The organism is Nocardia cyriacigeorgica NBRC 100375, assembly GCF_000308555.1.
Classification (GTDB): Bacteria; Actinomycetota; Actinomycetes; order Mycobacteriales; family Mycobacteriaceae; genus Nocardia; species Nocardia cyriacigeorgica.
Genome location: NZ_BAFY01000052.1, coordinates 36328 through 61980, shown reverse-complemented (window position 1 = coordinate 61980; position 25653 = coordinate 36328). Strand labels below are relative to the sequence as shown.

The 25653-nt window shown below is 68.8% G+C and carries 28 protein-coding genes; 15 read left to right on the top strand and 13 right to left on the bottom strand.

The annotated features are described in order from the left end of the window. Window positions 1-51: 51 nt before the first annotated feature. Window positions 52-531: a gamma-glutamylcyclotransferase family protein gene (locus RJ05_RS04990; protein ID WP_014349306.1), complete on the top strand. Its 480-nt coding sequence runs from the start codon at window positions 52-54 to the stop codon at window positions 529-531. On the opposite strand, the gene RJ05_RS04985 is transcribed toward RJ05_RS04990, so the two are convergent. The 3 genes from RJ05_RS04985 to RJ05_RS04975 form a co-directional block, all read right to left on the bottom strand. Next, complete coding sequence (locus RJ05_RS04985) at window positions 532-1674, bottom strand: M20 family metallopeptidase (protein WP_036533571.1); 1143 nt, start codon at window positions 1672-1674, stop codon at window positions 532-534. 122 nt (window positions 1675-1796) lie between these two features. Further along, a complete protein-coding gene (locus tag RJ05_RS04980) occupies window positions 1797-3080 on the bottom strand; it encodes a M20 family metallopeptidase (protein WP_228790918.1) in 1284 nt (427 codons plus the stop codon). A gap of 78 nt (window positions 3081-3158) precedes the next feature. Continuing rightward, window positions 3159-3863 (bottom strand): enoyl-CoA hydratase-related protein, encoded by a 705-nt coding sequence (locus RJ05_RS04975; protein WP_036533569.1) that lies wholly within the window; start codon window positions 3861-3863, stop codon window positions 3159-3161. A gap of 116 nt (window positions 3864-3979) precedes the next feature. Between RJ05_RS04975 and RJ05_RS04970 the strand changes: the two genes are divergently transcribed. Both RJ05_RS04970 and RJ05_RS04965 read left to right on the top strand, forming a co-directional pair. Next, window positions 3980-4759 (top strand): purine-nucleoside phosphorylase, encoded by a 780-nt coding sequence (locus RJ05_RS04970; protein WP_036533567.1) that lies wholly within the window; start codon window positions 3980-3982, stop codon window positions 4757-4759. Beyond that, complete coding sequence (locus RJ05_RS04965; RefSeq protein ID WP_036533565.1) at window positions 4760-6268, top strand: phospho-sugar mutase; 1509 nt, start codon at window positions 4760-4762, stop codon at window positions 6266-6268. 142 nt (window positions 6269-6410) lie between these two features. On the opposite strand, the gene upp is transcribed toward RJ05_RS04965, so the two are convergent. Further along, a complete protein-coding gene (gene upp, locus RJ05_RS04960) occupies window positions 6411-7034 on the bottom strand; it encodes a uracil phosphoribosyltransferase (RefSeq protein ID WP_036533563.1) in 624 nt (207 codons plus the stop codon). Window positions 7035-7180: 146 nt separating this feature from the next. On the opposite strand from upp, the gene RJ05_RS04955 reads away from it, so the two are divergent. From RJ05_RS04955 to RJ05_RS04935, 5 genes are all read left to right on the top strand, one after another. Next, window positions 7181-7498, top strand: coding sequence for a type VII secretion target (locus RJ05_RS04955; protein ID WP_036533561.1), 318 nt, complete (start codon window positions 7181-7183; stop codon window positions 7496-7498). Window positions 7499-7502: 4 nt separating this feature from the next. Beyond that, a complete protein-coding gene (locus RJ05_RS04950; protein WP_036533560.1) occupies window positions 7503-8627 on the top strand; it encodes a C40 family peptidase in 1125 nt (374 codons plus the stop codon). Beyond that, entirely contained in the window at window positions 8624-8974 is a 351-nt protein-coding gene (locus RJ05_RS04945) for a hypothetical protein (RefSeq protein WP_036533558.1), read from the top strand. The genes RJ05_RS04950 and RJ05_RS04945 overlap by 4 nt, the downstream gene beginning before the upstream one ends. Window positions 8975-9044: 70 nt before the next feature. Then, window positions 9045-9392, top strand: coding sequence for a YbaB/EbfC family nucleoid-associated protein (locus RJ05_RS04940; protein WP_036533556.1), 348 nt, complete (start codon window positions 9045-9047; stop codon window positions 9390-9392). 26 nt (window positions 9393-9418) lie between these two features. Further along, a complete protein-coding gene (locus RJ05_RS04935) occupies window positions 9419-10678 on the top strand; it encodes a SatS C-terminal domain-containing protein (protein WP_036533554.1) in 1260 nt (419 codons plus the stop codon). Between the two features lie 28 nt (window positions 10679-10706). Here RJ05_RS04935 and RJ05_RS04930 read toward each other — a convergent pair whose 3' ends face one another. The 4 genes from RJ05_RS04930 to RJ05_RS04915 all read right to left on the bottom strand — a co-directional run bounded on the left by RJ05_RS04930 (window position 10707) and on the right by RJ05_RS04915 (window position 14378). After that, window positions 10707-11264, bottom strand: coding sequence for a hypothetical protein (locus RJ05_RS04930; RefSeq protein ID WP_249040550.1), 558 nt, complete (start codon window positions 11262-11264; stop codon window positions 10707-10709). 180 nt (window positions 11265-11444) lie between these two features. Continuing rightward, the gene (locus RJ05_RS04925) at window positions 11445-12542 is read right to left on the bottom strand and encodes an adenosine deaminase (RefSeq protein WP_036533551.1); all 1098 of its coding nucleotides are present in this window, start codon (window positions 12540-12542) and stop codon (window positions 11445-11447) included. Window positions 12543-12636: 94 nt separating this feature from the next. Beyond that, window positions 12637-13929 (bottom strand): thymidine phosphorylase, encoded by a 1293-nt coding sequence (locus RJ05_RS04920; protein WP_174343899.1) that lies wholly within the window; start codon window positions 13927-13929, stop codon window positions 12637-12639. A 47-nt stretch (window positions 13930-13976) separates the two neighbouring features. Beyond that, window positions 13977-14378, bottom strand: coding sequence for a cytidine deaminase (locus RJ05_RS04915; RefSeq protein ID WP_036533549.1), 402 nt, complete (start codon window positions 14376-14378; stop codon window positions 13977-13979). 312 nt (window positions 14379-14690) lie between these two features. On the opposite strand from RJ05_RS04915, the gene sdhC reads away from it, so the two are divergent. Genes sdhC through RJ05_RS04895 form a run of 4 tightly spaced genes read left to right on the top strand, consistent with a single transcriptional unit; the run spans window position 14691 to window position 18082 of the window. Next, the gene (sdhC, locus tag RJ05_RS04910; RefSeq protein WP_081505318.1) at window positions 14691-15089 is read left to right on the top strand and encodes a succinate dehydrogenase, cytochrome b556 subunit; all 399 of its coding nucleotides are present in this window, start codon (window positions 14691-14693) and stop codon (window positions 15087-15089) included. A 5-nt stretch (window positions 15090-15094) separates the two neighbouring features. Beyond that, a complete protein-coding gene (locus RJ05_RS04905; protein ID WP_014349289.1) occupies window positions 15095-15526 on the top strand; it encodes a succinate dehydrogenase hydrophobic membrane anchor subunit in 432 nt (143 codons plus the stop codon). A gap of 16 nt (window positions 15527-15542) precedes the next feature. Then, window positions 15543-17309: a succinate dehydrogenase flavoprotein subunit gene (gene sdhA, locus RJ05_RS04900; protein WP_085996156.1), complete on the top strand. Its 1767-nt coding sequence runs from the start codon at window positions 15543-15545 to the stop codon at window positions 17307-17309. Then, on the top strand, window positions 17309-18082 hold the full coding sequence (locus tag RJ05_RS04895) for a succinate dehydrogenase iron-sulfur subunit (RefSeq protein WP_036533547.1): 774 nt from the start codon (window positions 17309-17311) through the stop codon (window positions 18080-18082). The genes sdhA and RJ05_RS04895 overlap by 1 nt, the downstream gene beginning before the upstream one ends. Before the next feature lie 168 nt (window positions 18083-18250). On the opposite strand, the gene RJ05_RS04890 is transcribed toward RJ05_RS04895, so the two are convergent. Further along, window positions 18251-19135, bottom strand: a complete 885-nt coding sequence (locus RJ05_RS04890; RefSeq protein ID WP_036533545.1) for a phenylalanine 4-monooxygenase — start codon at window positions 19133-19135, stop codon at window positions 18251-18253. A gap of 191 nt (window positions 19136-19326) precedes the next feature. Here RJ05_RS04890 and RJ05_RS04885 point away from each other — a divergent pair, with 191 nt between their 5' ends. Beyond that, the gene (locus tag RJ05_RS04885; RefSeq protein ID WP_036533544.1) at window positions 19327-19524 is read left to right on the top strand and encodes a type II toxin-antitoxin system VapB family antitoxin; all 198 of its coding nucleotides are present in this window, start codon (window positions 19327-19329) and stop codon (window positions 19522-19524) included. Window positions 19525-19610: 86 nt separating this feature from the next. Beyond that, complete coding sequence (locus RJ05_RS04880; RefSeq protein ID WP_036533691.1) at window positions 19611-20288, top strand: JAB domain-containing protein; 678 nt, start codon at window positions 19611-19613, stop codon at window positions 20286-20288. A gap of 256 nt (window positions 20289-20544) precedes the next feature. On the opposite strand, the gene RJ05_RS04875 is transcribed toward RJ05_RS04880, so the two are convergent. Genes RJ05_RS04875 through RJ05_RS04865 form a run of 3 tightly spaced genes read right to left on the bottom strand, consistent with a single transcriptional unit; the run spans window position 20545 to window position 23104 of the window. After that, window positions 20545-21423, bottom strand: a complete 879-nt coding sequence (locus tag RJ05_RS04875) for a metal ABC transporter permease (protein ID WP_036533542.1) — start codon at window positions 21421-21423, stop codon at window positions 20545-20547. Window positions 21424-21428: 5 nt separating this feature from the next. Beyond that, window positions 21429-22166 (bottom strand): metal ABC transporter ATP-binding protein, encoded by a 738-nt coding sequence (locus tag RJ05_RS04870; RefSeq protein ID WP_036533541.1) that lies wholly within the window; start codon window positions 22164-22166, stop codon window positions 21429-21431. Continuing rightward, entirely contained in the window at window positions 22163-23104 is a 942-nt protein-coding gene (locus tag RJ05_RS04865) for a metal ABC transporter substrate-binding protein (RefSeq protein WP_249040549.1), read from the bottom strand. The genes RJ05_RS04870 and RJ05_RS04865 overlap by 4 nt, the downstream gene beginning before the upstream one ends. Before the next feature lie 114 nt (window positions 23105-23218). On the opposite strand from RJ05_RS04865, the gene RJ05_RS04860 reads away from it, so the two are divergent. Next, a complete protein-coding gene (locus RJ05_RS04860; protein WP_174343898.1) occupies window positions 23219-24508 on the top strand; it encodes a D-alanyl-D-alanine carboxypeptidase family protein in 1290 nt (429 codons plus the stop codon). A 91-nt stretch (window positions 24509-24599) separates the two neighbouring features. Here RJ05_RS04860 and yhjD read toward each other — a convergent pair whose 3' ends face one another. Beyond that, window positions 24600-25622 carry an inner membrane protein YhjD gene (gene yhjD, locus RJ05_RS04855; RefSeq protein WP_036533539.1) on the bottom strand — a complete coding sequence of 341 codons (1023 nt, stop codon included), beginning with the start codon at window positions 25620-25622 and terminating at the stop codon, window positions 24600-24602. Between the last annotated feature and the right edge of the window lie 31 nt (window positions 25623-25653).

Sequence of the window (25653 nt, the reverse complement as noted above, 5' to 3'; positions counted from 1 at the left end):
GGTAGGCCGCGCCGCGAGCACGGCAAATCCGATACCGGTTACCCTTTCCTCGTGCCGATCTACGCCGCTTACGGGTCCAACATGGACTCGTCCCAGATGCTCGAGCGCTGTCCGCACTCCCCGATGTTCGGGACGGGGTGGCTGGAGGGCTGGCGCCTCACCTTCAGTGGCGACGACATCGGCTGGGAAGGCCCGCTCGCCACCGTCGTGGAGGAACCCGGTTCCCGGGTCTTCGTCGTGCTCTATGACGTCTCCCCGGAGGACGAGCAGCGGCTGGACCGCTGGGAGGGCTCCGATTTCGGGATCCACCGCAAGATCCGGCTGCGCGTCACCCCGAATCCCGGTAGCGGCACCGAACCCATCCTGGCCTGGCTGTATGTCCTCGACGCCTATGAGGGCGGGCTGCCGTCGGCCCGCTATCTGGGTGTGATGGCCGACGCCGCGGAGAAGGCGGGCGCGCCCGAGGAATACGTGCACGCCCTGCGCACCCGCAACAGCCGCAACGTCGGCCCTGGGAATTTCTCGGCCTGATCAGCCCGCCTGGAGCACGATGTTGCTCAGCACCCGCACTCCGACCGCCAGCGCGCGTTCGTCGATGTCGAACGTCGGCTGGTGCAGGTCGAGCTGCTCGCCCTCACCGGACCACACGCCCAGCCGCGCCATCGCACCAGGGACTTCTTCCAGGTACCAGGAGAAGTCTTCGCCGCCGCCGGACTGCGGCGTGTCGGCGAGCGCGTCGGGCCCGACAGCGCGGATCGCCTCCTCGAACATCCGGGTGGAGTGCTCGTCGTTGACCACCGGCGGAACGCCGCGACGGTAGTTGAGCTGATACCGCACGCCGGTGGGCGCCAGCAGCCCGTCGACGATCTCGTGCACCATGGGCTCCAGCAGTGACCAGGTGGCGTGGTCGCCGGTGCGGACGGTGCCGGTGAGCATGCCGGTCTGCGGTATCGCGTTGGGCGCCTTGCCCGCGCTGACCGCACCCCACACCATGACGGTGCTGGTGCGCGGATCGATCCGCCGGCTCAGCAGCCCTGGCAGGCCGGTGATCACCGTACCGATGGCATAGACCAGATCGCTGGTCAGATGCGGACGTGAGGTGTGTCCGCCGGGCGAATCGAGAACCAGCTCGACGGTGTCGGCGGCCGAGGTGATCGCCCCCACCCGCACACCGACCCGGCCCACTTCCAGCCGCGGATCGCAGTGCAGCGCGAAGATCCGCTCCACGCCCTCCATGGCGCCTGCGGCGACCACATCGAGCGCGCCGCCCGGCATCACCTCTTCGGCCGGCTGGAACACCAGTCGCACGCCGACCGGCAGGTCGGCCTCGGCCAGCGCCAGCGCGGTGCCGAGCAGGATGGTGGTATGCGCGTCGTGCCCGCACGCGTGCGAGACGCCGGGCACGGTGGAGGCGAAGCTCAGGCCGGTGAACTCCTGCATGGGCAGCGCGTCCATGTCGGCGCGCAGTGCCAGGCGCGGGGTGTCCGGGCCGATATCGCAGATCAGGCCGGTGCCGCCGGGCAGCACGCGCGGGGTGAGGCCGGCTTTGGTGAGCCAGGTGGCGACGAATTCGGTGGTGCCGAACTCGGTGCGGGACAGCTCCGGGTTGGCGTGGATGTGGCGGCGCCACTGGATGAGGTCGACGGTGTGCTCGGCCAGCCACGCGTCGACCACGTCCTGGCCGGTTCGCGTCGCCTTCGATAGGGCGGCACCCCCGGTGGCCTTCGTGGTTACGGGTGGCTGCGTGCTCACACGCGCTGCCTCTTCCGGCCCTGTCGCTCGCGCCGCCGGGCTACTCACCGAATTTCCTCCTGTCGCTGAACGAGCCGTTGCAACAACCTGTCCCTGTGTAGTGCATCGCCGGCGACCGCGATCGCGGTACGCGCGAGCGCCGTCGCCGCATCGATCACCGCTCGGTCGGCCGAGGCGTTGACGCTGGCCGCGGCGAAACCGGGCTGATGCGTCACCGCACCATCGGCATCGATCCCGATGACCGGGTGTATCCCCGGGATGACGTTGGTGACGTTGCCCATGTCCGTGCTCCCGAGCGGGCGCTGCGCTTCGAGCTCGGGCGCGATCGGCGTCCGTCCGAGGCCGGCGATCTGCTCTCGATAGGCAGACAGTAATGCCGGATCGGGGGTGAGCTCGGTATAGGTGGGCGCGAGCGTCCGTATGTCGTGGGTGCAGCCGGTCGCGAGGGCGCCCGCCTCGAAGCAATCGGATGCGCGTCGCATCAGTTCGCCGAGGGATGCGGAGTCGGCTGCGCGTAGGTAGTACAGCAGTTCCGCACGTCCGGGCACGATGTTGGGGGCTACGCCACCGTCGCCGACTATACCGTGCAGCTGCTGGCCGGGCCGCAGGTGCTGACGCAGCAAGCCGATGGCGACCTGCGCCACGGTGACCGCGTCCCCGGCGTTGCGGCCCTGCTCAGGGGCGGCGCTGGCATGCGCTTCGCGGCCGTGGAAGACCACCGACAGATCGGCCAGCGCCAGCGAGCGCGCGCCGACGATGTCGTACGGGCCGGGATGGGCCATCATCGCCATCGCGATGTCGTCGAAGACGCCGCGCTCGAGCATCAGGATCTTGCCGCCGCCGCTCTCCTCGGCGGGTGTGCCGAGCACGACCACCGTGATGCCGAGCGCATCGGCCACCTCGGCCAGCCCGAGCGCCGCGCCGGCCGTGCTCGCGGCGATGATGTTGTGCCCGCAGGCGTGCCCGATCTCGGGCAGCGCGTCGTACTCGGCGCAGAGCCCGACGGTGAGTTCGCCGCTGCCGTAGCGGGCGCGGAAGGCGGTGGGTAGATCGGCGACGCCGGTCTCGATCTCGAACCCGCGCGCGGCCAGCGGTTCGATCACCTTGGCGACGCTGCGGGTCTCGGCGAAGGCGAGTTCGGGTTCGGCGTGGATCGAATGCGACAGCCCGATCAGCTCATCGCGGGCGGCGGCGACGGCGGCGTCGGACCGCAGCGCGAGGGCCGGGTCCGGGCGCGATCTCCCGTCGCCATGACGCGCGGCAGCCTCGCCGCGCCGGACATGATCGGCGCTGCGCTGGTCGGACCGGCCGCTGCGCGGGGGTGACATGGCATTCAGTGTCGCACTGCGCACCGACCGGTCCGCAGGCCACCATGGCGGCGGCGTGGCGGGAGGGAGCCCGCGGGGTTATCCGGCGGCGAACGCCAGGTTCTCCGGGGTGGTCGGCACGGCGAGCCCGGCCAGCGCGTTCGCGTGCAGGGCGCGCTTGATCACCGGCAGGTTCGGCTTGCGGTTACCGGCCAGGGCCGCCGCTTGCGCGACCGCGGCGGCGACGAGCGCGTCGGCCTCGGCCTTACCGTCGACGATGCCGGCGGCGATCGCCTCGTCGGCCGGGAAGCGATGCCCGGTGGTCATGGCCTTCACCGCGACCTGGTTGGTGAGCCGCTCGGTGAGCAGGGCGTTCATCCCGATGGTGAACGGCATCCCCAGGTGCACCTCGGGCAGGCTGTAGAAGCCGCGGTCGGCGCGCATCAACCGGAAGTCGTGCGAGGTGGCCAGCATGGCGCCGGCGCCGAAGGCGTGGCCGTTGATGGCGGCGACGGTCGCCATCGGGAAGGTCAGCAGGCGGGTGTAGATCGAATGCACGCGGTCGAGGTAGCCGTGCATCTGATCCAGGTTGGCGAACAGCCAGTCGGTATCGAGGCCGTTGCTGAAGAACTTCCCGGCGGCGGTGGTGACCAGCGCGGCGGGACCCTCGGACGCCTCGACGGTGTCGAGGTGGGCGTGGATCTCGGCGATCCAGTCCGGGTGGAAGCGGTTCTCACTGTCGGTCTGTCCCTCGTTGCCGAGGTAGAGCACGAACACATCCCCATCACGTTCCAGATACGGCATGTGTGCAGCGTATCGGTACCGGCGGGCAAATCCTACTCACGGGTAGCAACCGTTCGGGTGGGTTCGGTCACCTCGCCATCAGGCCCGAGCGGGCGCGGGCCGATACAGTTGCCGTCATGCTTGCCGAACAGGCCGCCGCGGCGATCGCCGAACAGACCGGAGTGCCACGCCATCCCGTCGCGGTGGTGCTCGGATCGGGTTGGCAGGACGCCGCCATGGAGATCGGGACACCCACCGCGTCGGTGTCGATGTCGGAGCTGCCCGGCATCGCGGTACCCACCGCGCTGGGGCATGTGGGCATGGTGCATTCGATACCGGTCGGTGAAACGCCGGTACTGGTGCTCATGGGCCGCCAGCACCTCTACGAGGGCCATGCCCCCGACGACGTAGTACGCCCGGTACGCGCGGCCATCGCCGCGGGCGCGCAGACGGTGCTGCTCACCAATGCCGCCGGCGGGATCCGGCCCGGCCTGCACGTCGGCGAGCCGGTGCTGATCAGCGACCACATCAACCTCACCGGCCGGACCCCGCTGTCGGGCGCGACCTTCGTGAACATGGTCGACGCGTGGGATCCGCGGCTGCGCGAGCTGGCCCGCCGGGTGGATCCATCGCTCACCGAAGGGGTCTATGCCGGCCTGTCCGGGCCGCAGTACGAGACCCCCGCCGAGATCCGGATGCTCGGCACGATGGGCGCGGATCTGGTCGGCATGTCCACGGTGCTCGAGGCCATCGCCTGCCGTGCCCTCGACGCCAGACTGCTCGGCATCTCCCTGGTCACAAACCTGGCCGCGGGCGTCACCGGAGAAGCGCTCTCGCACGCCGAGGTGCTCGCCGAGGGCCGGGCGGCGGCGCCGCGGCTCGGCAAACTGCTGCGCGGCGTGCTGGAGCAGCTGTAGATGTTGCGCTTCGGGACGGCCGGGCTGCGCGGGCCGCTGCGCGAGGGCCCCGACGGCATGAACGTGACCACGGTCGGCCGGGCGACGGCGGGCCTGGCGGACTGGTTGCGGGAGCGCTGCCTCGGTGGCGGCCGGGTGGTCGTCGGCCGCGACGCGCGCCACGGTTCGGCCGAATTCGCCACCGCGGCAGCCGAAATCCTCGCCGCCGCCGGTTTCCCGGTGACGCTGCTGCCCGATCCCCTGCCCACCCCGGTGACGGCCTTCGCGGTGCGCGAGCTGGGCGCGGTGGCAGGCGTCCAGATCACCGCTTCGCACAATCCCGCCACCGACAACGGCTACAAGGTCTACCTCGACGGCGGCGCCCAGCTGCTGGCACCGGCAGACACCGAGATCGAGGCCCGGATCGAGGCCGTCACCGAGCCGATCCCGCGCACCGCGGTGTCACCGTCGGATGCCGATCTGGTGCGCCGCTACCTCGACCGGGTGACCGCACTGCCGACAGTGATCGGCGGCCCGGGCGAACGCGCGACCATCCGGATCGCGCTGACCCCGCTGCACGGTGTCGGTGGCGCGACGGCACGAGCGGCGTTGACCGCGGCCGGTTTCACCGACGTGCACGTGGTGGACGAGCAGTTCACCCCCGACCCGGACTTCCCGACCGTCGCCTTCCCGAATCCGGAGGAGCCGGGCGCGACGGATCTGCTCGTCGCTCTGGCCGAGCGCGTCGGCGCCGATCTCGCGATCGCACTCGATCCCGACGCCGACCGGTGTGCGATCGGTGTACCCGGCCGCGACGGCAAGGTGCGCATGCTGCGCGGCGACGAAACCGGTGTGCTGCTGGCCGATTACGTGTTGCGCACCGCACCGGCCGGCGCACTGGTCGCGACCACGATCGTGTCCTCGCGGCTGCTGTCGCGGCTGGCTCCCGCGCGCGGCGCCCGCTACGCCGAGACGCTGACCGGTTTCAAATGGCTGGCCAGGGCGGGCGACGGGCTCGTCTACGCCTACGAAGAGGCCATCGGGCACTGCGTCGATCCGGCGACTGTGCGCGACAAGGACGGCATCTCCGCGGCCGTGCTTACCGCCGATCTGGTGGCGCGGCGGAAAGCGGACGGGCGCACCCTGCTCGACGAACTCGATGCCTACGCGGCGGAATTCGGTGTGCACGCAGGCGATCAGGTCTCGCTGCGGCTGGCCGATCAGGCGAGTGCGGCGGCGCTGCTGGCGCGGTTGCGGGCGAACCCGCCGGACGTCATCGCCGGGATGCCGGTGCAGGTCACCGATCTGAGCACCGCGCGCGGGCGGATGCGCACCGACGCACTGATCTTCGAGGGCGAGTCGGCACGGCTGGTCATCCGCCCGTCCGGGACCGAACCCAAACTCAAGTGCTATCTCGAGGTCGTGCGGCCGGTCTCCGCGCCGGGTGAACTCGAGCAGACGAGAGCGATTGCCGCGCAACAGCTCCGCGAACTGCGCTCTTACTGCGAGGCGCTGGGCGAGTCATCGTGAGCACACCGTCCCGGCAGCGAATGCAGGCGCGAACCATAGCCCGAACGGCTGAGCGCGGCCCGAACTGATGAGCGTGGCCTCGCCACTCATGCGGTGATCACGCCCTCCGGCGGATTCGTCGGCGGATCGGCCGCCGAACAGCTCACCGCGGCCCGAATTGCCGGTCCCCCGCATCGCCGAGTCCGGGCACGATATAGGCGTCGGCATTGAGACCGGTGTCGATGGCCGCGGTGATCAGCTGTACCGGCAGCCCGGAATCCTCCAGCAGCGCAACCCCTTCCGGAGCCGAGACGACACACAGCGCGGTGATGTCGGTGGCGCCGCGTCCGGCCAGTAGTTCCAGGGTGTGGCGCATGGAGCCGCCCGTGGCCAGCATCGGATCCAGCACGAACACCGGAATCCCGGACAGATCGGCCGGCAGCGATTCCAGGTACGGCACCGGCTGATGCGTCGTCTCGTCGCGCGCGATGCCGACGAAGCCGACCCGTGCGTCGGGTATGAGTGCCGCAGCGGCATCGACCATTCCGAGCCCGGCCCGCAGGACCGGCACCAGCAGCGGCGGCTGTGCCAGCCGCGCGCCCTGGGTGACGGTGATCGGCGTGTTGATGTCGAACCGCGTCAACGGCGCGTCGCGCAACGCCTCGTAGACCAGCAGGCCCGTCAAGTCCCGCAACGCCGAACGAAACGCCGAGTTGGGGGTGCGCTCGTCCCGTAGAACGGTCAGCAGAGCCGCGGCGAGCGGGTGATCCACAGTGTGCGTACGCATGAGGGAACGATAAAGTCGGAGCAGGGTTCGCCGCCGTTGTCGCCGAAACTTTTTTCCGACGATCTGGAACCGATCGGCGGATCGCTGCGTCGAATCAGGTAGATGACATACTCTGCCCGGAAACGAAGACGATGGGGGAAGCTCTGATGAAGAGGATCTCAGCGGATACCGAGGGCATCGCCGCGTACGGTGCCACCGCCGGGGTGATGGCGGGCGAGCTCGCGGCGGCGGGAGCGGGAGCCGCCGGTGCCGGGCCGGCGCTACTGGGTCCGATCTTCGGTCTGATCGGCGGTGATTTCATGGCCGCCTATGCCGCCACCCACGCGGGCCATGTCGCGGCGATCAGCCAGCTGTCGGCGGTGGTGTCGAGCATGAGCACCGCCGCGGTGGGCGCGGCGGCCAATTACGCCGGCACCGACACCGATATCGCCGACTCGCTGCGGACCACGTCCGCAGAAGGGTGAGCCGGTGATCGACATCAATGTGCTGGCGAAGCCGATCTTCGATCTGCTCGCCAGTTTCGGTACCGGCGTGCTTCCGGTCGGCGGCCCCGGCGACGCGCTGCGCACCACCTCGACCGCGATCGACCAGGTGCACGAACTCGGCCGCAACAGCATCAACCAGATGAACAGCGTGTGGGACGGCAAGGGCGCCGACGCGGCGACCTCCAAGGCCCTGCGCGTACAGACCAGCGCCGCCACCATCTCCGACCGAGGCAACGAGATGGCTACGGTGGTTGGACAGGCAGCGACAGAAGTCGAGACCGGGCAGAAAGACCTCACCGCCATCGCGCAGTCGTTCGTCGACACGGCCGTGGCCGCGGGCCCGACGCTGACCACTCCGGTCGGGCTGAGCATGCTCGTCGGCTCGGCCATCGACCATCTCGGCCAGGCCCTCGGCGTGGTCGGCCGGGTGCAGAACGAGCTGTCCACCCACACCGCCTCGATGCAGCAGCTGGCCCCGCCGCCGTCCACCGCGCCCGCGAGCGTGGCCGCGCCGGTCAGCGCCGCGACCTCGGGCCTCGGCTCGATGGCCTCGGGTGTCATGGGTACCGCCGGCTCGATGCTCAGCACGGTGATGAGCTCGCCGTCCACCAGTTCGGGCTCGCGCGGCGGCAGCTCCGGCAGCCGCACCGCCACCAGCTCGTCGTCGAAGTCCGGCTCCGGCTCCACCAGCAGCGGCAAGGCCACCGGCGAGGGCGTCATGATCACCCTGCCCGACGGCAGCCAGGTCGAGGCGCCCAACGAGAAGGCCGCCACCGCGGTGAAGGCCGCGATCGGCGCGGTCGGCACCCCCTACGTCTGGGGCGGCAACACCCCCGGCGCCGGCATCGACTGCAGCGGCCTGACGAAGTACGCCTACGGCGAGGCCGGTGTGGAGCTGCCGCGTCTGGCCCAGGAACAGCACATCGGACACACCCAGGTGTCCCCCGGCGACCTCATGCCCGGCGACCTGGCGGTCTGGGATGGCCACGTCGCCATGGTCGTCGGCAACGGTCAACTCGTCGAGGCCGGCGACCCGGTCTCCATCAGCGCGATCCGAACGGAGAACTTGGACATGGAGTTCTACGGCTTCTACAGGCCCACCGAATGAGCGAACAGCCCACACCCGCCATCCCCAACGTCACGGTGGCGGCCAGCAGCAATCGATCCGGCACCATCTCGGTCCGGGCCACCGACCAGGGGATGCCGGTGGAGATCAAGTTCGAGCGCAGCGAATACCGTTACGGCGCACAGGCTCTCGCCGCGGAGATCCTGCGCCTGACGCAGCGCTCCACCGTCGCGGCCAAGGCCCGGCGGCGCGAGGTGCTCGCCGAATCGGGCATGCCCGACGACATCCTGGACCGGCTCGGGCTGCCGACGCGCCAGCAGGCGGTCGACGAGCTGGACCGCATCGACGATGCCGACACGGGACAGACGAGCTGGATGAGGCCGGTGTGAGCAGTCAGCGCACGGAGGAGGCAGCGCGCGTAACCATGGAGTGCGCCTGCGAACACCGAGAGGACGCGGTATGAGCGCGGAAATGGATGCCCTGGTCGCCGGGGCCACGCAGAAACTCGAGGCGCTCGAGGCCGCGCTGTACGGCCTCAAGCAGGTGCGCGGGCGTTTCACCACCGAAGACGGCATGGTCAGCGCCGAGGTGAACAGCGACGGCGCGTTGGTCGCGCTGTCGCTGGCGGAGACGGTCACCTCGCTGCCGCCGGCCGAGGTCGCCCAGCTCATCATCTGGGCCTGCAGGCAGGCCGCCGAGGACGCCGGCGGGCAGCGGTCGAACGTCGTTGCCGCACTGAACGAGTCGTTCGCGCCCGAGTCGCCGACCGCCACGGGCACCGTTGGGGCCAGCCCGGATAGTGCCTGAGCCAGAAGCTCGATAGGCTTCGGCACATGGCTTCTGGAGACATCGTCCCGATCGAGCTCGGTCTGACCGACGGCGATCTCGTCACACTGTGGGCACCGCGCTGGCGTGACGGCGACGACGAGTGGGAGGCGTTCCTCGGCCACGAGGACGCCCTCTACGGTTTCGAGTCCGTCGCGGAGCTCGCCGCGTTCATCCGGACCGACTCCGACAACGATCTGGTCGACCATCCGGCGTGGAAGGTCGTGGCCGGACTGTCGGCGGTGGAACTGGAGCCGGAGGACAACTTCACCTTCGACCTGATCGGGGTTCCCGAGCTGGTCGCGGGCGATCCGGATGCCGAGATCGTCGCCGAACTCGAGGACACGCTCGCGATGGTGCGCAATATCGGCGAGGTGTGTGAGCTGGAGGTGGTGACCAAGTTCTTCGGCTCGCATCCGGTGCTCGGCGCGCTGCCCAGCGGCATCAACGCCTTCGTCGGGCGCGACGGTGAGGAACTCTGGGATCAGATCGGCGCCGCCATCGCCAAGGACTGGGACGCCGTGGTCGATGCCATCGACTCGGTGGTGCAGACCCCCGACGTCGACGCGGACGCGGTCGCGGTGGCCGAGGCCGAGCTGCTGGCCGCCGAGGAGAACGTCGTGGAAGCCGACGACGCGGCCGACGCCGACACCGACTACGAGCCGGTCGACCTCACCGCCGACAGCGACGAAACCGAAGAGGACGAAGACGACGAGGACGAGTCGTTCTGGACCGAGGTCGGCATCGACCCGATCAAGATCGTCACCGGTGAAGGCACCTACTTCACGCTGCGCTGCTACCTCGACGACGAGCCGATCTTCCTCGGTAGCAAGGGCTCCATCACGGTGTTCAACTCCGAGCGTGCGCTGGCCCGCTACCTCGCCGACGATCACGAACACGATCTCGCCCGGGTCTCCACCTTCGGCGAGGTGCAGACCGCGGCCGTGGACGGTTCGCTCGAGGTCGAGGTCACCGACGAGAACGTCTACGTACTGCCCGGGTTGGCCGAGGATCTCGGCGACGGCCCCGAATCGGTCGACATCGAACAGCTCGACCTGGCCGTCGAACTGTTCACCGATGCCGCCGACTACGCCGACGACGACACCGTCGAGCAGGGTTTGGCCCAGTCCACCCCGCTCGGCTGGTACGTCTCCTACCTGCTGAACCCCGACCCGACCCGGATGGCACCGAACCCGCCGTTCGCGGCCGAGGCGCAGGCCTGGCGGGATCTGGAACGCAACTTCGAGTCGCGGCTCGACCCGCAGTGATCCGCACCGGCCGGACCAGGCGTCGGTGTCACGCCCGGTTCAGCCGGATCCAGATCTGCTCGGCCCGCCCGAGCAGGCGGCCGTCGGCACCGTAGACGGCCGTGGCGGCGAACGATTTGCGTCCCTGTTCGCCCTGGTCGGCGCCGACCACGACGCATTTCTCCCCCACCGCCGGCAGCGCGAACACGCTCGCGGTCATCGATCCGAGCAGCGCCGGGCGCTCGAGCATCTCCGGCAGGGCCCAGCCGCCCGGGCAGTCCATCGCGGCCCACAGCAGGGTCGGGTCGACCGGCAGCGAATCATCCGGCACCCACGGCGCGGCGACCATTCCGGTCCCGACCGCGCCGGGCGCGAGCCCCAGCCCGTCCTGGCGGGCGGTACCGCAGACGAAGCAGTACCGGAACATCTCGCTGTCGTTACGGTAGGCGGCCGACGCCGCGCCCGCGTCGTCGAAGGACACCGGTTCCGGGACGTCACGCTCGAACGTCCCGGCCGCGGTTTCGGCGATCACGGTCGCGCCGTCGTACAGCCCGCCCGCACGCAGCTCCAGCGGTACGTCGAGCGGTGCGGGCGCTCGCAACACCACCCGTACGGGCTCCGTTTCCGAGCCGACCGCACCCATGGCGGCTGGCGCCGGACTCGTCGCGTGCTGTGCGACCAGGCCGGCCACGTAACCACCGTTGCCGGAGCCGGAAGGACCATTGAACCGGGCTGAAATCCGCAATACCGTCACGAACTCAAACTAACCGTTGCGTCGTTGCCGGCCCTACCCCAGCAGCACCGCATACCCCGGCTTGATGATGTCGTCGATGATGCGCAGCCGCTCCGGGAACGGGATGAACGCCGACTTCATCGCATTGATGGTGAAGCGTTCCAGGTCGCTCCAGCCGTAGCCGAAGGTGTCGACCAGTTTCAGCATCTCCGCGCTCATGGTGGTGTCGCTCATCAGCCGGTTGTCGGTATTGACGGTGACACGGAAACGCAGCCGGGCCAGCAGGTCGAACGGATGCTTGTCCAGCGAGGGCACCGCGCCGGTCTGCACATTCGACGATGGACACAGCTCCAGCGGGATGCGCATATCGCGCACATAGTTGGCGACCACGCCGAGCCGGGCATCCTCGACCGCACCGGGAACATGGATGTCGTCGGTGATGCGGACGCCGTGGCCGAGCCGATCGCAGCCGCAGAACGCGAGCGCCTCGTGAATGGACGGCAGGCCGAACGCTTCGCCCGCGTGAATGGTGAAGTGGGCGTGGTTGGCGCGCAGGTATTCGAAGGCGTCGAGGTGGCGGGTCGGAGGGTAACCGGCCTCGGCGCCCGCGATATCGAACCCGCCGACGCCCCGGTCGCGGAACCGCACCGCCAGTTCCGCGATCTCCCGCGAGCGGGCCGCGTGCCGCATGGCCGTCAGCAGGCAGATCGCCACGATGGGCGTGCCCGCCGCCTCGGCCGCCGCCATCCCCTCACGCAAGCCGGCCAGCGTGTGCTCGACCACCTCGTCGAGGGTGAGCCCGGCTTCCAGATGCTGCTCGGGCGCGAACCGCACCTCGGCATAGACGACGCCGTCGGCGGCCAGGTCCTCGACGCATTCACGCGCGACCCGGCGCAGCCCCTCCGGGGTCTGCATCACGGCCACGGTATGGCTGAAGGTTTCCAGATAGCGTTCCAGCGAACCGCTGTCGGCGGCTTCGCGGAACCAGGCGGCCAGCGCGTCGGCGTCGCTCGCGGGTAGCTGGTCGTAGCCGCAGTCGGCGGCGAGTTCGAGCACCGTGGCGGGGCGCAGGCCACCATCGAGGTGGTCGTGCAACAACGCCTTGGGCGCTTGGCGGATCGAGGCAAGGGTCAACGGCATCGGTCCAGTCATGTCCTGACGGTAGCCGCAGCGCGCCGAATCGGCACGGAGTCGAGGCGTGGCGACGATCTCGTTGCGCCGCCGTCGTCCTGCCGCGACCGTCCGATCACGCCTCGATGCGGTCGAGGAAAAGCGGCGGGACGGCACCGTGGCTGCCGTCGGGATCGATGGTGACGGCATCGGTCACCGCCGCGACCGCACCGGGAAGCGCCTCCGGTGTATCGGTGTGCAGCGTGAACAGCGGGCTGCCCGCCCGGACCCACTCGCCGACGCGCGCGTGCAGCTGCACTCCGGCACCGGCCTGGACCGGGTCGCCCTGCCTGGCTCGGCCCGCACCCAGCCGCCAGGCCGCGATCCCGACGCCCATGGCGTCGAGGCCGGTGAGGACGCCGTCCCGGTCCGCGTAGACGGTCTCGGTGGCGGTGGCCCGCGGCAGCGGTGCGTCCGGATCGCCGCCCTGGGCGCGGATCATCGCCTTCCAGTGGTCCATGGCACGGCCGTCGGCGAGCGCGTCGGCGGGATCGGCGTCGATGCCTGCGAGGGCGAGCATTTCCCGGGCCAGCGCCAGCGTCAGCTCGACCACGTCGGCGGGACCGCCACCGGCCAGCACCTCGACCGCTTCGGCGACCTCGAGCGCATTGCCCGCGGTTCGACCGAGCGGGATATCCATCCCGGTCAGCAGCGCTACGGTGCGCACGCCCGCGTCCTCCCCCAGCTCGACCATCGTCGTCGCCAGCTCACGCGCCTGCTCGATGTTCTTCATGAACGCGCCCGAGCCGACCTTCACATCCAGCACCAGCCCTCCGGTGCCCTCGGCGATCTTCTTGCTCATGATCGAGCTGGCGATCAGTGGAACCGACTCGACGGTTCCGGTGACATCGCGCAGCGCGTAGAGACGTTTGTCGGCGGGGGCGAGATCCGCACCGGCCGCGCACACCACCGCGCCCGCGGCGGGGTCGGCGAGGATCTCCCGCATCCGGGGCACGCTGAGGTCGGCCTGCCAGCCGGGAATGGATTCGAGTTTGTCGAGGGTGCCGCCGGTGTGCCCGAGTCCACGCCCGGACAGCTGCGGTACCGCGGCACCGCAGGCCGCCACCAGCGGTGCCAGCGGCAGGGTGATCTTGTCGCCGACCCCGCCGGTGGAATGCTTGTCCACGGTCGGGCGCGGTAGATCGGTGAAGTCCATCCGCTGCCCGGAGGCGATCATCGCCGCGGTCCAGCGCGCCGTCTCCCGCCGCGTCATCCCGCGCAGCAGCACCGCCATGGCCAGCGCCGACATCTGCTCGTCGGCCACCTCGCCGCGGGTGAAGGCGTCGATCACCCAGTCGATCTGCGCATCGGAGAGCTGCCCGCCGTCGCGTTTGGTGGTGATGATCGAAACCGCGTCCAGTGCCGTCATGCCCGTCAGTCTCGCAGGAGGCGGCCGGGCGTGCCGGGAGCCGCCGATCAGCTCCGCCCGGCGTCCAGATCGTCCGGCCCGAAGGCGTCCGGCAGCAGCTCGCCCAACCGCACCGGCCCCTTCGGATGATCCACCAGCAGCTGCGCGCCACCGAACTCGTAGAGCACCTGACGGCAGCGCCCGCACGGCATCAGGATTTCGCCACGGGAATCGGTCACCGATACCGCCAGTAAGCGGCCCCCACCGGCGCTTTGAAAGTTACCGACGAGTACGCATTCGGCACACAGGGCGAGACCGTATGAGACATTTTCCACATTGCAACCGCTCACAATTCGGCCGGCGGCACAGAGAGCCGCCGCACCGACCGGAAATCGCGAGTACGGGGCATACGCATTGCGCATTACTCCAATTGCATTGTCACGCAGGAGTTTCCAGTCGATTTCGGTCATCCCGAACTCCCCTCGAACCGGCCGCACCAGGGCATGGACGGACCACCGCACAACCCCTCACCCACCGGGAAAGGTAACCCTAACCTACCGGAAATGTGCGCAACGCGCGGCACTCCGAATTAGTTCCGCGATTCGGAGAGGATTAGAGTCCAACAACAGATCGGTTCAGGTTCCCGGCGGCGGGCCGGAGCGCAGCCACAAGCGATAAAACTCCTGGTGGCCGCGAGCTGGTTTGCACCGGATTTCCGGCTCGAAGCGCCGGCGTCGGATCTGCGACCGGGTCCATCAACGACGTTGGAGGCACCGCACTCTATGACCACGATAGAAGCTCCGGCTCAGCCGAAGCGGAAGACGCTGTACCGAGGCGACCCCGGAATGTGGTCCTGGGCGCTGCACCGGATCACCGGCGTGACCGTCTTTTTCTTCCTCTTCGTGCACGTCCTGGACACCGCCCTGGTGCGCGTCAGCCCCGCCACCTACGACGACGCGATCGAGACCTACAAGACCCCGATCGTCGCGCTCATGGAGATGGGCCTGGTCTTCTGCGTACTGTTCCACGCGCTCAACGGTGTGCGAGTGATCCTGGTGGACTTCTGGTCCAAGGGCCCGCGCTACCAGCGCCAGATGCTCTGGGGCATCCTCGGCCTGCTGGTCGTGCTACTCGTGCCCGCTGTCGGTCGGATGTTCTACCTACTGTTCACGGAGCACTGATAATCATGAGCGCACCTGTACTCGGCAAGTCTTACGACCGTCCGGCGAGCCTGGATCTGCCCCGCTCCCCGCGCGCTCGCGCCAACAGCAATTTCGAGAAGTACGCGTGGCTGTTCATGCGCTTCTCCGGCCTGGCCCTGATCGTGCTCGTGATCGGCCATATGTCGATCATGCTGCTGCTCGACGGCGGCGTGAAGCGGCTGAACTTCGCGTTCGTGGCCGGCCGGTGGTCCAGCCCGTTCTGGCAGATCTGGGACCTGGCCATGCTGTGGCTGGCCCAGCTGCACGGCGGCAACGGGCTGCGCACCGTGATCGCGGACTACTCCCGCAAGGACTCGACCCGCTTCTGGCTGAATACGCTGCTGGTGCTGTCGATGATCCTGGTCATGGGCGTCGGCACCTACGTCATCTTCACCTTCGACCCCAACATCAGTTAGGAACAGGCCACCTCCGATGAGTGAATCCCGGATTCAGGAGCACCGCTACGACGTCGTCATCGTCGGCGCCGGTGGCGCGGGTATGCGTGCGGCGATCGAGGCCGGGCCCCGGGCGCGCACCGCGGTGCTGACCAAGCTGTACCCCACCCGCAGCCACACCGGCGCGGCGCAGGGCGGCATGTGCGCGGCACTGGCCAACGTCGAAGAGGACAACTGGGAGTGGCACACCTTCGACACCGTCAAGGGTGGTGACTACATCGTCGACCAGGACGCCGCCGAGATCATGGCCAAGGAGGCCATCGACGCGGTGCTCGACCTGGAGAAGATGGGTCTGCCGTTCAACCGCACCCCCGAAGGCAAGATCGACCAGCGCCGCTTCGGTGGCCACACCCGCGATCACGGTAAGGCCCCGGTCCGCCGGGCCTGCTACGCCGCCGACCGCACCGGCCACATGATCCTGCAGACGCTGTACCAGAACTGCGTCAAGCACGACGTCGAGTTCTTCAACGAGTTCTACGCCCTCGACCTGGTGCTCACCGAGACCGAGCGCGGTCCGGTCGCCACCGGCATCGTCGCCTACGAGCTCGCTACCGGCGACCTGCACGTCTTCCACGCCAAGTCGATCGTGTTCGCCACCGGTGGCTCGGGCCGGATGTACAAGACCACCTCGAACGCGCACACGCTGACCGGTGACGGAATGGCCATCGTGTTCCGCAAGGGTCTTCCGCTCGAGGACATGGAATTCCACCAGTTCCACCCGACAGGCCTGGCCGGCCTCGGCATCCTCATCTCCGAGGCGGTCCGTGGTGAAGGCGGCATCCTGCGCAACGCCGACGGCGAGCGCTTCATGGAACGCTATGCCCCCACCATCAAGGACCTCGCGCCGCGCGACATCGTCGCCCGCTCGATGGTGCTCGAGGTGCTCGAAGGCCGCGGCGCCGGGCCGAACAAGGATTACGTCTACATCGACGTGACCCACCTCGGCGAGGACGTGCTCGAGGAGAAGCTGCCCGACATCACCGAGTTCTCCCGCACCTACCTCGGTGTGGACCCGGTGAAGGAACTGGTGCCGGTGTTCCCGACCTGTCACTACGTGATGGGCGGCATCCCGACCCGGATCCGCGGCGAAGTGCTGCGCAACAACACCGACATCGTGCCCGGCCTGTACGCCGCGGGCGAATGCGCCTGCGTCTCGGTGCACGGCGCCAACCGGCTCGGCACCAACTCGCTGCTCGACATCAACGTCTTCGGCCGTCGCGCGGGTATCGCCGCCGCCGAATACGCCGAGCGCACCGAGTTCGTCGACATGCCGGAGAACCCGGCCAAGATGGTGCAGGACTGGCTCGCGCTGATCCTGTCCGATCACGGCAACGAGCGGGTGGCCGACATCCGCACCGAACTGCAGCGGTCGATGGACAACAACGCCTCGGTGTTCCGCACCGAGGACACGCTCAAGCAGGCCCTCACCGATATCCACGCGCTCAAGGAGCGGTACTCGCGGATCACGGTGCAGGACAAGGGCAAGCGCTACAACAGCGATCTGCTCGAGGCCGTCGAGCTCGGCTTCCTGCTGGAGCTGGCCGAGGTCACCGTCGTCGGCGCGCTCAACCGCAAGGAATCGCGCGGCGGCCACGCCCGCGAGGACTACCCGGATCGCGACGACGTGAACTTCATGCGCCACACCATGGCCTACAAGGAGGGTACGGACCTGCTGTCCGACATCCGCCTCGACTTCAAGCCGGTGGTGCAGACCCGCTACGAGCCGATGGAGCGTAAGTACTGATGACCGCTGTTGCCGAAGCACCCTCGTCGCAGAAGCCGGCTCCGGTTCCCGAGGGCTCGACCATGATCACCGTGAAGGTTGCCCGGTTCAACCCGGAGGACGACAAGGGCGCGCACTGGGAGTCGTTCCAGGTGCCGGTGCTGCCGACCGACCGCTTCCTGAACGTGCTCATCTACATCAAGTCCTACCTGGACGGCACCCTCACCTTCCGGCGTTCCTGCGCCCACGGGGTGTGCGGTTCCGACGCCATGCGTATCAACGGTGTGAACCGGCTGGCCTGCAAGGTGCTGATGAAGGACATGCTGCCCAAGAACGGCAAGTCCATCACCGTCTCCGTCGAGCCGATCCGCGGCCTGCCCGTGGAGAAGGACCTCGTCGTCGACATGGAGCCGTTCTTCGACGCGTTCCGCGCGGTGAAGCCGTACCTGATCACCACCGGTAACGAGCCCACCCACGAGCGCATCCAGAGCCAGGCCGACCGCGCCCGGTTCGACGACACCACCAAGTGCATCCTGTGCGCCTGCTGCACCACGTCCTGCCCCGTGTACTGGCATGACGGCAGCTACTTCGGCCCGGCCGCGATCGTGAACGCCCACCGCTTCATCTTCGACAGCCGCGACGAGGGCGCCCGCGAACGCCTCGACATCCTCAACGACGTCGAAGGCGTCTGGCGCTGCCGCACCACCTTCAACTGCACCGACGCCTGCCCCCGCGGCATCGAGGTCACCAAGGCCATCCAGGAAGTCAAGCGGGCGCTGCTGTTCGCGCGCTGAGGTTCGGGGGTCCCACCGGATCCGCTGGATGATTCACGAAGGCCGCCTTCCCCGATCGGGAAGGCGGCCTTCGCCGTTCAGTTGCCCTCGACCGACTGAGCGGCATTCCTGCCGCCGCTATGGCAACCATCCGCGCCATCGCACAGCGATTCGACCGTGCCGACAGTTTCAGCGGGCCGCTGCCAGGCGCAGCGGTGTCTCGTCGTCCATCTCGGCGAAGAATCCGCCGATGACGTCTTCGATCTCGGCGATCGAGTCGGCGCAGTAGAGGGTGGGTTGGTAGTGGGTGATGTCGTAGGTGGCGGTGCCCATGGCGGCGATGTCGAGGGGGCGGAGGTCGGCCTCGCGGAATTCTTCTATCTCGCCGTAGGAGGAGAGCAGGCCGGCTCCGTAGCAACGGATTTCGCCGTGTTCGCGGACTACGCCGAACTCCATGGAGAACCAGAAGACGTCGGCGAGGAACTTCAGGGCCTGCTGGGTTTCCAGGCGTGCGACGGCGGTGCCGACAGTTTCGTAGATGGCGGCGAAGCGGGGGCTGGCGATCTGGTTGGCGTGGCCGATCACCTCGTGGATGGCGTCCGGTTCGGGGGTATAGAGCGGCGCCGAATGGTGGCGGATGTATTGGGTGGCGTGGAAGATCCGGTGCGCGAAGGAGCCGAAGAACTCGCGCAGCGGCACCAGGCCGGCAGCCGGGACATAGCGGAATCCGGTCAAAGGTTGCAGTGCTGCCGATACCTCGTCCAGCTGCGGGATACGGTCGGTGGGCAGCGCGAGCCGCGACGCCGCCTCGAGGACCTCGGAGCAGGCGTAGATGCGGTGTTTGCGGGCGAGTTCGGCGGACACGATCTGCCAGACCTGCTGCTCATCGGCGGTGTAATCAATGTGCGGCACGGAGCCGCCGGGCCGGTAGTCGAGCGCGAGCGCGGCGATCGCGTTGCGCCGGGCCCGATACTCCGGGTCGTGCACGCCGGGATGCTCGTCGCTCAGATGAACCGTCACGTCACCGTCACCGGTGCGGGTGACCGGCGAATAGAGCTGCGCTTCGGTGAACATACTTCGATGCAAGCACCACCACGGCACACTGACAACGAACACACGCTCAACTGCGCAAACTGTCTACATTTAGTGCCCTTCGAGCGCGGATGCGGGCATCGGGGAGCGTGTGTGAGCCGTCTCGACGGCGCCATTCACCGCACATTCGCCCGGTTCATGGCGCAAGATGGCGAATGTACGAAGGAGGACGCATGCCGACCGTGCGGATCGATCTCGACCAGAAACTGCTCGCCGCGGCGAGTGCCATCATGGGCACCTCGACCAGTGCGGCGACCGTCAACGAAGCGCTGCGCCGCATCGTGGTGCACGAGCGGCAGCTGCGGCACCTCGAGAAGCTCGCTTCCGGTGCCGGCAGGTCCGGCGCGGATCTGGTCGTCGTCGACAGGTAGGGCCTGCCGCGGAGGGCCGAAATCTGTCGGTGGGTGCTGGCATCATTCGGGACGTCCAACATCCGGTGCCGCACCGAGGGGGAATGATGTCGGTCCCGATCGCCCACCTGCCCACAGCCCAGCGTCCGCGTGAGCGACTGGCCGCGCTCGGACCGGCCGCCCTCACCGACGGAGAACTGCTCGCCCTGTTGTTGCGCAACGGCAGGCGCGGCGAGAGCGCGCTGGAGATGGCGGCCGAACTGCTCGCCGAGCACGGCGGTCTCGCCGGACTGGCGGTGGCGCGGCCCGAGGAGCTGGCCATGCGCTCGGGTGTCGGCGCGGCCAAAGCGGCCTCGATCATCGCCGCCTTCCACCTGGCCAACCGGGCCCGGCACGGCACCACCACTGCCATGTGCCTGCGCGGCGCCGCCGACGTCGCCCGGATCGCGCAGCCGATGTTCGCCGGCGCCAGGGTGGAGCGGCTGCTGGTGCTGGTGTGCGATGCGCGTAACCGCTTGCGCCAGCCGGTGTTCGTGGCCGAGGGCGCGATCGACCAGGTGGCGGTCCCGGTGCGGGAGATCTTGAATACGGTGCTGCGCCACGACGGCCGCGCCTTCGCGCTCGCGCACAATCATCCGTCCGGAGACCCGTCGCCGAGCATCGATGATCGGCGTGCGAGCACTCTGCTGATCGAGGCGGCGCGTACGGTCGGACTGCGCTTTCTCGATCACGTGGTCGTCGCGGGCGAGCAATGGCGCAGCGCCCCAGCGCTTCCGGAGGCCTGAGATGTGCTCGACCTGGATCGGACGGCTGTGCAGCGCGACAACGCGTCGGCTCGACGCAGCGATCCGATCGCTCGACGAAGCAGTGCGCCGACTCCAGGCAGCATCGCATCGGCGCCGGGCCGAACGGTGGCGAGCCGGCGCTTCGCATCGGCTCGGCGGCATGGGGCGGTGGCTCAACTGCGCAACGGGTCGGCTCGACACCACAGGGTCGCGGTTGGACGCAAGACTCCTGAGCGTCCGACTGGATCAGCACCGATCAGGGAGCGACGGGGACCCCGGCCGCTTTGCGCCGCGCCGCCGCGATCCGAGCCCCGATCACTCCGTGGCGCGGCGCGAACAGATACACCGCCGCGAACGCGACGCCCTGGGTAACCACGATCATCCCGCCCGAAGCGGTATCGAGGTGGTAGCTCAGATACAGCCCGACCACAGCACACGCCGCCGAGACGGTAGGCGCGATGACGAGCATGCGCCCGAACCGGTCGGTCAGCAGATACGCGGTCGCCCCCGGAATGATCAGCATCGCCACCACCAGGATCACCCCGACCGCCTGCAACGCCACCACCGAGGTCAACGCCAGCAGCCCGAGCAACGCCGCCCCGAGCAGCCGCGGGCTCATGCCGATGGCGTGGGCGTGGGTGGGATCGAAGGCGTAGAGGGTGAAGTCGCGCCGTTTGAGGACCAGCGCGGCGAACACGATCGCGGCCAGGATCGCGATCTGCAGCAGATCCGAGCGGCTCACACCGAGCAGGTTGCCGAAAATGATGTGGTTGAGGTCGGTTTGGCTCGGCGTCACCGACACCAGCACCAGACCGAACGCGAACAGCGTGGTGAATACGATGCCGATGGCGGCGTCCTCCTTCACCCGGCTGGTGTCACGCACCACCCCGATCAACGCCACCGCCAGGAACCCGAAGATCACCGCGCCCACCGCGAACGGCGCGCCGACGATGTAGGCCAGCACCACACCGGGCAGTACCGCGTGCGAGACCGCGTCGCCCATCAGCGACCAGCCGATCAGCACCAGCCAGCACGACAGCACCGCGCACACCACCGCCGCGATCACGCTGGTGGCGAGCGCGCGCACCATGAACTCGTAACGCAGCGGGTCCACGAAGAAATCGACCGGGTCCATCGCACTCACCGCTGCCCCATGACGTCGAGACCGAAAGCCAGAGCGAGGCTTTCGGGCCGCAAGGCTTCGTCCGGGTCGCCATGCATCAGCACCTTGCGCATGAGCAGCACCGCTTCGTCGGCCAGGCCGGGCAAGGCGTGCAGATCGTGGGTCGACACCAGCACCGTCGCGCCGCCGGCCGCCAGTTCCCGCAGCAGTCCGGTGATGGTGGCTTCGGAGCGCTTGTCGACGCCTGCGAAGGGCTCGTCCAGCAGCAGCACGGTCGCTCCCTGGGCGATGCCGCGGGCGACGAACGCGCGTTTGCGCTGGCCGCCGGAGAGCTGGCCGATCTGCCGGTCGGCGAGCTCGGTGAGCTCGACCCGTTCGAGCGCATGGTCGACGGCATCGCGATCGCTGCGCCGGGCCCGCCGGGTGAATCCCATCCGCCCGTAGCGGCCGGTGGTCACGACATCACGCACCGACAGCGGGAACGACCAGTCGACGTCCTCACTCTGCGGGACGTAGCCGACCATGCCGGCTTTGCGGGCCGCCGCGGGTGTGCCGCCGCCGATGCGGACGGTACCGCGATCGGGGGTGACCAGGCCCATGATCGTCTTGAACAGCGTCGATTTGCCGGAGCCGTTCATGCCGATGAGCCCGCACACCCGCCCCGATTCGACGGTCAGGTCGACCGCGTCGAGCGCGAGCACCGAGCCGTAATGGACGGTGACGTCGCGGACCTCGATGGCTGGTTGGTCGCTCATGGCTTGCTCCCGGTCAGTGCGGCGCCGATCAGGCCGGCGTCGTGGCGGATGAGCTCCAGATAGGTCGGTACCGGGCCGTCCGGTGCGGACAGCGAGTCCACGTACAGCACGCCGCCGAAGGAGGCGCCGGTGGCCTCGACGACCCTGCGCATCGGCGCGTCGGAGACGGTGGATTCGCAGAACACCGCGGGCACCTGGTTGGCACGGACGAACTCGATCGCCGCGGTGATCTGCTGTGGCGTTGCCTGCTGTTCGGCGTTGACCGGCCAGATGTATTTCTCGGTCAGGCCGGCATCGCGGGCGAGGTAGGAGAACGCGCCCTCACAGGTGACCAGGGCCCGCTGATGTTGCGGCAGCACACTCAGCTCGGCGACGAGCTCGTCGTGCACCCGCTGCAGCTCGGTTTTGTATTTGTCGCCGTTGGCACGGAAATCGGTGGCATGGTCGGGGTCGAGTTCACTGAACGCCGCAACCATGTTGTCGACGTAGGTGCGCACGTTCAGCGGCGACATCCACGCGTGCGGATTGGGTTTGCCCTGGTAGGCGTCCTCGGTGATGCTCATCGGCGCGACACCGTCGCTGACGGTCACGTGCGCGGCCTCGGAATCCTCGACGAACTGGCCGAACCACGCCTCCAGGTTCATCCCGTTGTCCAGGATCAGATCGGCCTTTGCCGCCTTCTTGATGTCGCCTGGAGTCGGCTCGTAGCCGTGAATCTCCGCCCCGGGCTTCGTGATCGATTCGACCGTGAGATGCTCGCCCGCCACATTCGCCGCGATATCGGCCAGCACGGTGAAGGTGGTCAGCACCGTCGGCTTCCCGTCGTCGGCCTCGATCGCACCGCAACCGGAGACCCCCAGCGCCAGGGCACAGGCGGTGACCAACGCGCCGATCCCCGCCAGACCACGAAAACCACGCAAGGAACGAACTCTCTCCACTACCAAATAGTAATGTTCGGGTACCCGAAACTTCAAGTTCGGAAAATTTCAGCTGCCGGACGGCCCACCCGCCAGGCGCGGTGAATCCCCCCTCGCCCGCTAGGCTCACCCGCGATGAACATGCGGGAACTTCGCCGCCGGGCCGCGGTGGCGGTGGCGGCAGTGCTGACGGTGAGTGCGGTGGCGGGCGGCCCTGCGATGGCGGAGCCCACCGGGACTACCGGCCCGACGACGACACCGTTCACCACGCCGAACACCGACAACTGCGCCCAGCGGACCCTGCCGCCGCCACCGATCGATCTGTCGGAGGTGCCGGAGCCGGGGCAGCCGACGCCGAAGCCGCTGCCGGTGCCGGATCCGCCGATCGGCGGTGAGCGGATGGGTGAGTGCGGGGTGGTGGTGCCCGATGGTGCGCCGCCGGTGCCGGCCGAGATCTCGGCGACGGCGTGGATGGTGTCGGATATGGACACCGGCGAGGTGCTGGCCGCCAAGGATCCGCATGGCCGGTACCGCCCGGCCAGCACGATCAAGGTGCTGCTGGCGACGGTGGCGTTGCGCACGCTGGATCTGGATACCGTCGTCACCGGGACCCAAGCCGACGCCGATGTGGACGGCACCCGGGTCGGCATCGGTCCCGGCGGCCGCTACACCAACCGCCAGCTGATGCAGGCGCTGATCATGGCTTCCGGCAACGACGCCGCGCACGCGATCGCCGCCCAGCTCGGCGGTGACGATGCCGCGGTGGCGAAGATGAACGAGCTGGCGAAGTCGCTGCACGCGCTCGATACCCGCGCCGCGACGCCGTCGGGGCTGGACGGTCCTGGTATGAGCACCTCGGCCTACGATCTGTCGCTGCTGTTCCGTGAGGCGATGACGATCCCGCTGTTCGCCGAACTGATCCACACCGAGCAGATCGATTTCCCCGGCTACCCGGCCGACCCGCGCATTCCCGGCGACCAGGACCATCCCGGTTTCCCGGTCGGCAACGACAACCATCTGCTCTACAACTACGAGGGCGCGCTCGGCGGCAAGACCGGCTTCACCGATGACGCCAGGCAGACCTTCGTCGCGGCGGCCGAGCGCGACGGGCGCAGGTTGATCGTCACGCTGTTGAAAGCCGATGTACTGCCGATCCGGCCGTGGGAGCAGGCGGCGCGGCTGCTGGATTACGGCTTCGCGCTCGACCCCGGCGAGTCGGTGGGCAGCCTGCCCGGTGCGGACACCGAAAGCGCCCCGACGGGTGTCGCGCTCGCCGCGCCGCCGCAGGGTTCGGAGGTCGGGCACCTGGCGCAGTCGCAGGGCGGCCCGGATCGTGACGATCTGCGGTGGGTGCTGGTGGTCGGCGGCGCGATCATGGTGCTGGTGCTGCTCGGCGGTGCTCGGCGAATCGCCAGGCGCCGCTGAGTTTTCCGGCGACCACACCACCGAAGCCGGACCGGCCCTTCCTGCTCCGCCACCGGACGCCGGACCGTCTGCCCTGCGCCGGCGCTCCCCGCTACTGCCGACGCCGCCGCAACAGCGAAAGCCCCAGCGCCGCAACCGCACCGGCCCCGAAATACGTCGCCCCGCTCCCGAACCGGCCCCCGTCCTGCATCCGTGGCCGGATCACCGCGGGACCCGGCACCGGCACCTCGGCTTCGGGTTCGTTCTCGGCGGCCGTCGCGGCCCATGCGGTCGCGAACAGCACGATCCGATAGGTGATGTAGCTGAACACCATCAGACCGATCACCGAGCCGAACGCCGCGCCCGCCGGGCTGCTCATCACCGACTGCAGGTAGAACGAGGCGATCATCTTGAACACCTCGAACGCGACCGCGGCCAGCGCCGCGGCCTTGGCCGCACTGGCCAGCGTGACCTTCTCCCGGGGCAGCCGCGCGATCATCCACGCGAACACCGCCCAGGACGCCAGCAGCGCCAGCAGCGTTGACAACAGCCACAGCACGAACCGCGCGCCGGGCACATCACGCAGGCCGACCAGGTCGAGCAGTTGTGCGCCCAGCCCACTGGAGGCCAGGCCCGACAGACCGAGCGACACCACGAACGCCAGCGCAAGGCCGATCAGCGCGCCGAGGTCGTTGATCTTGGTGACGAACCAGTTTCCGTCCTCGGTCTTCTGCTCCCACTGCTCGGTCAGTGCGGCACGCAGGTTCGCCATCCAGCCCAGGCCGGTGTAGAGACCGGTCAGCAGGCCGATGACGCCGACCGCGGTGCGGGACCTGATGGCCTGGTCGATCAGGTCGTTGAGCTGGGTGCCCAGCTCACCGGGGATGTTCTCGACCACCCGCTGCTCGATCTCGTCGAGCAGTTCCGGGTTGCCCGCCAGGACGAAACCGGCTGCGGCGAAGGCCACCATGAGCAGCGGAAACAGCGACAGCACCGTGAAATAGGTGATGCCGGCGGCGAAGTAGTCGCCGCGCTGACTCTGATATCGCCCACCGGCGCGCACCAGATGGTCGAGCCACGGCCGCGCCGCGACCTGCCGGGAAACCGCCGCTTTGACGTTGTCGATCAACTGCACCTGTCAGCCCCTCAGACGGACCCCGCAGCCG

What these genes read in the sequence shown, in the direction of transcription:
- RJ05_RS04885 (WP_036533544.1), top strand. Translation starts at nt 19,327, where the DNA reads ATGCCGACCGTGCGGATCGATCTCGACCAGAAACTGCTCGCCGCGGCG.
- RJ05_RS04880 (WP_036533691.1), top strand. Translation starts at nt 19,611, where the DNA reads ATGTCGGTCCCGATCGCCCACCTGCCCACAGCCCAGCGTCCGCGTGAG.
- RJ05_RS04940 (WP_036533556.1), top strand. Translation starts at nt 9,045, where the DNA reads ATGAGCGCGGAAATGGATGCCCTGGTCGCCGGGGCCACGCAGAAACTC.
- RJ05_RS04875 (WP_036533542.1), bottom strand. Translation starts at nt 21,423, where the DNA reads ATGGACCCGGTCGATTTCTTCGTGGACCCGCTGCGTTACGAGTTCATG.
- upp (WP_036533563.1), bottom strand. Translation starts at nt 7,034, where the DNA reads ATGCGTACGCACACTGTGGATCACCCGCTCGCCGCGGCTCTGCTGACC.
- RJ05_RS04970 (WP_036533567.1), top strand. Translation starts at nt 3,980, where the DNA reads ATGCTTGCCGAACAGGCCGCCGCGGCGATCGCCGAACAGACCGGAGTG.
- RJ05_RS04980 (WP_228790918.1), bottom strand. Translation starts at nt 3,080, where the DNA reads ATGTCACCCCCGCGCAGCGGCCGGTCCGACCAGCGCAGCGCCGATCAT.
- sdhC (WP_081505318.1), top strand. Translation starts at nt 14,691, where the DNA reads ATGACCACGATAGAAGCTCCGGCTCAGCCGAAGCGGAAGACGCTGTAC.
- RJ05_RS04945 (WP_036533558.1), top strand. Translation starts at nt 8,624, where the DNA reads ATGAGCGAACAGCCCACACCCGCCATCCCCAACGTCACGGTGGCGGCC.
- RJ05_RS04965 (WP_036533565.1), top strand. Translation starts at nt 4,760, where the DNA reads ATGTTGCGCTTCGGGACGGCCGGGCTGCGCGGGCCGCTGCGCGAGGGC.
- RJ05_RS04890 (WP_036533545.1), bottom strand. Translation starts at nt 19,135, where the DNA reads ATGTTCACCGAAGCGCAGCTCTATTCGCCGGTCACCCGCACCGGTGAC.
- RJ05_RS04920 (WP_174343899.1), bottom strand. Translation starts at nt 13,929, where the DNA reads ATGACGGCACTGGACGCGGTTTCGATCATCACCACCAAACGCGACGGC.
- RJ05_RS04915 (WP_036533549.1), bottom strand. Translation starts at nt 14,378, where the DNA reads ATGACCGAAATCGACTGGAAACTCCTGCGTGACAATGCAATTGGAGTA.
- RJ05_RS04925 (WP_036533551.1), bottom strand. Translation starts at nt 12,542, where the DNA reads ATGACTGGACCGATGCCGTTGACCCTTGCCTCGATCCGCCAAGCGCCC.
- RJ05_RS04905 (WP_014349289.1), top strand. Translation starts at nt 15,095, where the DNA reads ATGAGCGCACCTGTACTCGGCAAGTCTTACGACCGTCCGGCGAGCCTG.
- sdhA (WP_085996156.1), top strand. Translation starts at nt 15,543, where the DNA reads ATGAGTGAATCCCGGATTCAGGAGCACCGCTACGACGTCGTCATCGTC.
- RJ05_RS04895 (WP_036533547.1), top strand. Translation starts at nt 17,309, where the DNA reads ATGACCGCTGTTGCCGAAGCACCCTCGTCGCAGAAGCCGGCTCCGGTT.
- RJ05_RS04975 (WP_036533569.1), bottom strand. Translation starts at nt 3,863, where the DNA reads ATGCCGTATCTGGAACGTGATGGGGATGTGTTCGTGCTCTACCTCGGC.
- RJ05_RS04860 (WP_174343898.1), top strand. Translation starts at nt 23,219, where the DNA reads ATGAACATGCGGGAACTTCGCCGCCGGGCCGCGGTGGCGGTGGCGGCA.
- RJ05_RS04935 (WP_036533554.1), top strand. Translation starts at nt 9,419, where the DNA reads ATGGCTTCTGGAGACATCGTCCCGATCGAGCTCGGTCTGACCGACGGC.
- RJ05_RS04870 (WP_036533541.1), bottom strand. Translation starts at nt 22,166, where the DNA reads ATGAGCGACCAACCAGCCATCGAGGTCCGCGACGTCACCGTCCATTAC.
- RJ05_RS04955 (WP_036533561.1), top strand. Translation starts at nt 7,181, where the DNA reads ATGAAGAGGATCTCAGCGGATACCGAGGGCATCGCCGCGTACGGTGCC.